This window comes from Pseudomonas sp. JY-Q, assembly GCF_001655295.1.
Classification (GTDB): domain Bacteria; phylum Pseudomonadota; class Gammaproteobacteria; order Pseudomonadales; family Pseudomonadaceae; genus Aquipseudomonas; species Aquipseudomonas alloputida.
Genome location: NZ_CP011525.1, coordinates 5,939,765 through 5,944,917 on the forward strand (window position 1 = coordinate 5,939,765; position 5,153 = coordinate 5,944,917).

A 5,153-nucleotide genomic window follows, 5' to 3' on the forward strand; every position below is an offset into this window, starting at 1 on the left:
GGCAACCAAATGCGACTTCCTTGATCTGAGCAGGCTGTGGCCAATTGCCATGCCCCTCGCATGCCGCCATCCTATTGCGGCAAGCCTAGACAAGGACGTTATCTTTTGCCGTTCGCCACCACTCGCGCCACCCTTAGCCGACAGTGGGCGCTGCTGCGCCAGTTGCCCAGCCGTTCCCCAGGCATAACCAGCGCCGAGCTGGTCTGGCGCCTGCGTGACGTGGGGTTCACGGTCAGCAAACGCACTGTCGAGCGTGACCTCAACGAGCTTTCGCTGATATTCCCGCTGGAGCGCAATGACAAGAGCATTCCGTTCGGTTGGCACTGGTCGGCCAGTGCCGTGGGCGAATTGCGCGGTAATTTCGACTTGCTGACACATCTGCGAGGGGATGCGTTGCAGCCATCGCAGGGTGAGGGCGTGGAGCTGGTGGCGCGAATCAGCGATGCACTGGCGCGGCAGTTGCGGGATGCGCCATTGAGCAGCGACATGCAACTGACGGCGCTGGAGCATGGGCATCGGTTACGCGGCACGGTAAGTGACGGTTGGCCATTACGCTGGTGGCTGTTGAGCCATGGGGACAGGGTGGTGGTAGAGCAGCCTGCCGGCTTGCGGGAGGAGATTGGCAGGATTCTGAGCAATGCGGCAGCTCAGTATCAGAATTTGTAGCCAGTACAGGGTCTTTCGCGGCGGTTCTGCGCCTCGCCCCTCTTTCAAGGACGAAGATCCCGCAGACGCGGATTCTAGCGTCAATCTGCCGCGAAAAGGCCGGTACTGGCTAACCTGCTAGCGCTGCATCCCCCATCGCCGCACCGTCAACCGCTCCAGCGTATTGAACACCAGCCCTTCCACCAGCAGACCGATCAGGATCACCACCGCCAACCCGGCAAAGACCTTGTCGGTATACAGTTCGTTGCGGTTCTGGAAGATGTACCAACCCAACCCGCCTTTGCCACTGCTGGCACCAAACACCAATTCAGCGGCTATAAGGGTACGCCAGGCAAACGCCCAGCCGATCTTCAACCCCGACAAGATCGACGGCAGGGCTGCTGGCACGAGGATGTGCAATACCAGCCGCAGGCCCTTCAGACCATAGTTGCGGCCAGCCATGCGCAGCGTCTCCGACACACCGAGGAAGCCGGCATAAGTATTTAGCGCCAACGCCCATAGCACCGAATGCACCAGCACGAAGATCAGGCTGTTGTCACCCAGCCCGAACCACAGCAAGGCCAGCGGCAGCAGGGCAATGGCCGGCAACGGGTTGAACATCGAGGTCAGTGTGCCCAGTAAGTCTCGGCCCAATTGGGTCGACACCGCCAGGCTGGTTAGGCCAAAGGCCAGGACGATACCCAGCACATAGCCTTTGAGCAGTATTACCAGCGAAACACCGACCTTGGCGGGCAGTTCGCCACTGATCATGCCGTCCCATAGCGCCGTGGCGGTTTGCAGAAAGCTTGGCAGCAGCAGGTCATTGTCCTGGTAGCGGGCAACGGCTTCCCATAGCACAGCGATCACCAGCAATATGACCGCCTTTCTCAACCAGCCTTGCTGCCACAGGCGTTGGGCCAAGGGGAGTTGTCGTTCTACAGGCACACTGAGCAGGGGCTCCAGCTGCACCTCGTATTCCTGGCGTACAGGTGTAGTGGTCATGGCTGAGGCTCCTGTCAGTAGGCGATACGAATATCGTTGAACCCAAGGTTGTCAGGCTGTTCCGGGATATCGGCTTCATCGAACAGCAAACGGTGGATACGCCGGGCACTGGCCTGGAAGTCGCTGCCACCCAGGCTGCCCAGGCCGTATTGATGGCTGTGCACTTCGGCGCGCACCCGCCCCGGGTGCGGCGACAACAGCAGGATACGGTTGCCGACCACCAGCGCTTCTTCGATGGAGTGGGTGACGAACAACAGGGTGAACCGCACTTCCTCCCACAGCAGCAACAGCTCTTCCTGCATCTTGCGCCGGGTCAGCGCATCCAGGGCGGCGAACGGCTCATCCATCAACAGGATCTTGGGCTGGGTGGCCAAGGCCCGGGCAATTGCCACACGTGCCTTCATACCACCGGACAACGTGTGTGGATAAGCATCGGCAAAGGCGGCCAGACCGACCTTCTCCAGATAATGCAGCGCCCGCTCCTCCGCCTCCGCACGCTTGAGTTGGCCAGACACCAGCAGCGGAAAGATGACGTTCTGCTTCACCGTTTTCCACGGCGGCAACTGGTCAAACTCCTGGAACACCACGATGCGGTCGGGGCCTGGGCCACGAACTGTCTGGCCCTGCAGCAGAATCTGGCCTTCTTGCGGCTGGATAAAACCGGCCACGGCTTTGAGCAGGGTGGACTTGCCACAGCCGGAGGGGCCGAGCAGTACAAAACGATCAGTGCGGTCGACTTCGAAGCTGACCTGATGGGTGGCCCGCACCACGCGTTGCGCGGTACGGTATTCGAGGCTGAGGTTATCCACCTTGAGCAAAGGCGGCGCTGCAACACGGCTCAGGTTGCTGGCCGTGTGGCCTGGCAATGGGGCGGTCATGATCGGTCAGCTCCCCTGCAGCGGGCGTTCATCCTGGAAGAAGTAATCCTTCCACGATTGCGGCTTGTGCTTGATGGCGCCTACCCGATAGAGAAAATCGGCCAGCTTGTAGGTGTTCTTGGGCGTAACGGTAAATTCGTACTGCGGGTTGTCGATCAGCTTGATCAGCGCGTCGCGGTCGATCTTGGCCTTGGTTACGCGGATATAGGTGTCGGCGGCAGCGGCCTTGTCTTTCTGGGCGAAGTCTGCGGCTTCGGCCAGGGCATCGACGAAGGCCTTGTAGGTCTTGGGGTTGTCCTTGCGGAACTTCTCAGTAGCAAACAGCAAGGTCGGCGAGTTGGGGCCGAGCAGGTCGTAGCTGTTGAGCACCACGTGCACGTCCTTGTTGGCCAGCACCTGGTCCTGGAACGGCGGGTTGGAGAAGTGCCCGTTCAGCTCGGTGCCGCCCGCCAACAGCGCGGCGGTGGCGTCCGGGTGCGGCACGGCCAAGGTGTATTTGTCGAGGCGATTGTATTCCTTGTCGCCCCACTGCTGGGCAGCGGCGTACTGCAGGAAGCGCGACTGCACCGAAACACCCACCGCCGGAACGGCGATACGGTCTTTGTCGGAGATGTCGGCGATGGTCTTCACGTTGGGGTTGCTGCTGACCAGGTAGTACGGGAAGTTGCCGAGCGATGCCACGGCCTTCACGTTCTGCCGGCCCTTGGTGCGGTCCCAGACGGTCAACAGCGGCCCGACACCGGCGCCGGCGATGTCCACCGAACCGGACAACAATGCGTCGTTGATGGCCGAGCCACCCGACAGCTGCGCCCAATCGACTTCGATGTCGATGCCCTGCTCCTTGCCGTGCTTCTCAATCAGGTGCTGGTCACGCACCACGTTCAGCAGCAGGTAGACGATGCCGAATTGTTCGGCAATACGGATCTTGCCTTCGGCCTGGGCCACGGCGGGGGCGGCTAGGTTGCCGACGACCAGGCTTGCGCCCAGGCCGATGCTTGCCGCCAGGCGGCTGATGGATTTGCGCATGATGGTTTCCTCAGTCGTCAGAACGGGGCATCGCCCTGGATGGTGGTGCGGTACAGCTTGCGCCGCAGGTGCGCGGGGCAGCCGGTGGCCAAGTGGATCAGCGAGCGGTTGTCCCAGAACACCAGGTCATGGGGCTGCCACTGGTGGCGGTAAATGTTCTGCTCCAGCACGCTAAGGGCATACAGCTGCTGCAGCACGTCGCGGCTTTCATCATCAGGCAGGCCGACAATGCGGGTGGTGAAGCCTTCACTGACGAACAGGGCCTTGCGGCCGTTTTCCGGGTGGGTGCGGACTACCGGGTGAATGACCTCCTTTACCTGCGCCAGTTGCTCGGCAGTCAGGGTCGGGCGCCAGTTGCCTTCGAATTTGGTTTCAGCGTAACGGGCGGTATAGGAGTGAGCGGCACTGCGGCCCTCGACCACTTTGCGCAGGGTGTCAGGTACAGCGTCCCAGGCTTTATGCATGTCGGCGAACAAGGTGTCACCGCCTTCACTGGGCAGTTCCTGGGCATGCAGCATGGAACCGAGGCTTGGCAGCTCTTTGTACGACAGGTCCGAATGCCAGAACTTGCCGGCATCACCCAGGCCGATGTTCTGGCCATTTTCGATGATGTTGGAAACGATCAGGATCTCGGGGTGGCCAGTCAGCAAGAACTGCTTGAGCACATGGATCTGTAACTCACCGAAGCGGCGGCTAAAGGCGATCTGCTGTTCCGGGCTGATACGCTGGTCGCGGAACACCAGCACATGGTGGTCGAGGTGGGCGCGATGGATACGGGTGAAATCCTCGGCGCTGACCGGTTTGGCCAGGTCCAGACCTATGATCTCGGCGCCGACGGCACCCGAGAAGGGGCGAACTTCAAAAACTTGCGGCTGGGCGCTGTCGATGGACGACAAGGCGTTCAAGGCGGCTGACATTTTTCACTCCCACGCAATGCGCGACCTCAATGGCGCGCAACGATCAGAAACGCACGGGGATTTCCCGTGTGGGTTCAAGTCGTGCGGCGCATCGATTGGTCGACGGGTACGCAGTGAAAGCGACTATAAAGTCATAAGTCCAATATTTTAAATACCATTAAGGAATAACAATATCACTCTCGCGGGAGCGTCCTGCAGTCAGATCAGCCCGCCCTGCTCTTCTTCGTCAATCAGGTTATTGAGGCTGCTGAGCGCCTTGCGCGCCGTGGAACGGTTGAGCAGCTTGGCCTGCGCGCCGGCGGGCAGGTCGGTGATCTTGAACACGCCCTTGGCGGTCAACACGTCGATCAGGTCCTCAAGCACGCGGATCATGTCCAGGTCGCTTTGTTTGAGCTGGTTGAGGCTGTTTTCCACGACATCATCGGCAAACCATTCCTGGATATCGGCATGGTCTGAAGGGAGCATTTCGGTGAACTGATCAAACGCGGCTGCTTCCACCCGCAGCAACTGGCCGGCGGCGTTGCGTTGCACGTAGAACATGGCGATGTCCCTCGTCACGTTGGTTCCTTGTTGGTAGACAGCAGCATAGGCAAAGATCGCCGGGCGCGCAGGCCCGGCGCCAGAGTATGCGCTGTTGGCGGGTAGCAGGAAAGAGCCGGGGCCGCTGTGCGGCCCCGGTGGTCTG

At 60.7% G+C, this 5,153-nt stretch carries 6 protein-coding genes; 1 reads left to right on the plus strand and 5 read right to left on the minus strand.

Annotated features, from left to right (window positions below):
• Positions 1 to 105 precede the first annotated feature (105 nt).
• Complete coding sequence (locus tag AA098_RS26730; RefSeq protein WP_003255912.1) at positions 106 to 666, plus strand: WYL domain-containing protein; 561 nt, start codon at positions 106 to 108, stop codon at positions 664 to 666.
• A 117-nt stretch (positions 667 to 783) separates the two neighbouring features.
• Here AA098_RS26730 and AA098_RS26735 read toward each other — a convergent pair whose 3' ends face one another.
• From AA098_RS26735 to AA098_RS26755, 5 genes are all read right to left on the minus strand, one after another.
• Entirely contained in the window at positions 784 to 1,647 is an 864-nt protein-coding gene (locus AA098_RS26735) for an ABC transporter permease (protein WP_011953178.1), read from the minus strand.
• 14 nt (positions 1,648 to 1,661) lie between these two features.
• A complete protein-coding gene (locus tag AA098_RS26740; RefSeq protein WP_003255915.1) occupies positions 1,662 to 2,525 on the minus strand; it encodes an ABC transporter ATP-binding protein in 864 nt (287 codons plus the stop codon).
• A 6-nt stretch (positions 2,526 to 2,531) separates the two neighbouring features.
• Positions 2,532 to 3,551 (minus strand): ABC transporter substrate-binding protein, encoded by a 1,020-nt coding sequence (locus tag AA098_RS26745; RefSeq protein WP_064615122.1) that lies wholly within the window; start codon positions 3,549 to 3,551, stop codon positions 2,532 to 2,534.
• A 17-nt stretch (positions 3,552 to 3,568) separates the two neighbouring features.
• Positions 3,569 to 4,468 (minus strand): TauD/TfdA family dioxygenase, encoded by a 900-nt coding sequence (locus AA098_RS26750; protein WP_003255919.1) that lies wholly within the window; start codon positions 4,466 to 4,468, stop codon positions 3,569 to 3,571.
• Positions 4,469 to 4,666: 198 nt separating this feature from the next.
• Positions 4,667 to 5,008: a hypothetical protein gene (locus tag AA098_RS26755; RefSeq protein ID WP_003255921.1), complete on the minus strand. Its 342-nt coding sequence runs from the start codon at positions 5,006 to 5,008 to the stop codon at positions 4,667 to 4,669.
• Positions 5,009 to 5,153: the final 145 nt, after the last annotated feature.

Coding starts and splice junctions, on each gene's coding strand:
- AA098_RS26735 (WP_011953178.1), bottom strand. CDS start 1,647: ATGACCACTACACCTGTACGCCAGGAATACGAGGTGCAGCTGGAGCCC.
- AA098_RS26740 (WP_003255915.1), bottom strand. CDS start 2,525: ATGACCGCCCCATTGCCAGGCCACACGGCCAGCAACCTGAGCCGTGTT.
- AA098_RS26745 (WP_064615122.1), bottom strand. CDS start 3,551: ATGCGCAAATCCATCAGCCGCCTGGCGGCAAGCATCGGCCTGGGCGCA.
- AA098_RS26750 (WP_003255919.1), bottom strand. CDS start 4,468: ATGTCAGCCGCCTTGAACGCCTTGTCGTCCATCGACAGCGCCCAGCCG.
- AA098_RS26755 (WP_003255921.1), bottom strand. CDS start 5,008: ATGTTCTACGTGCAACGCAACGCCGCCGGCCAGTTGCTGCGGGTGGAA.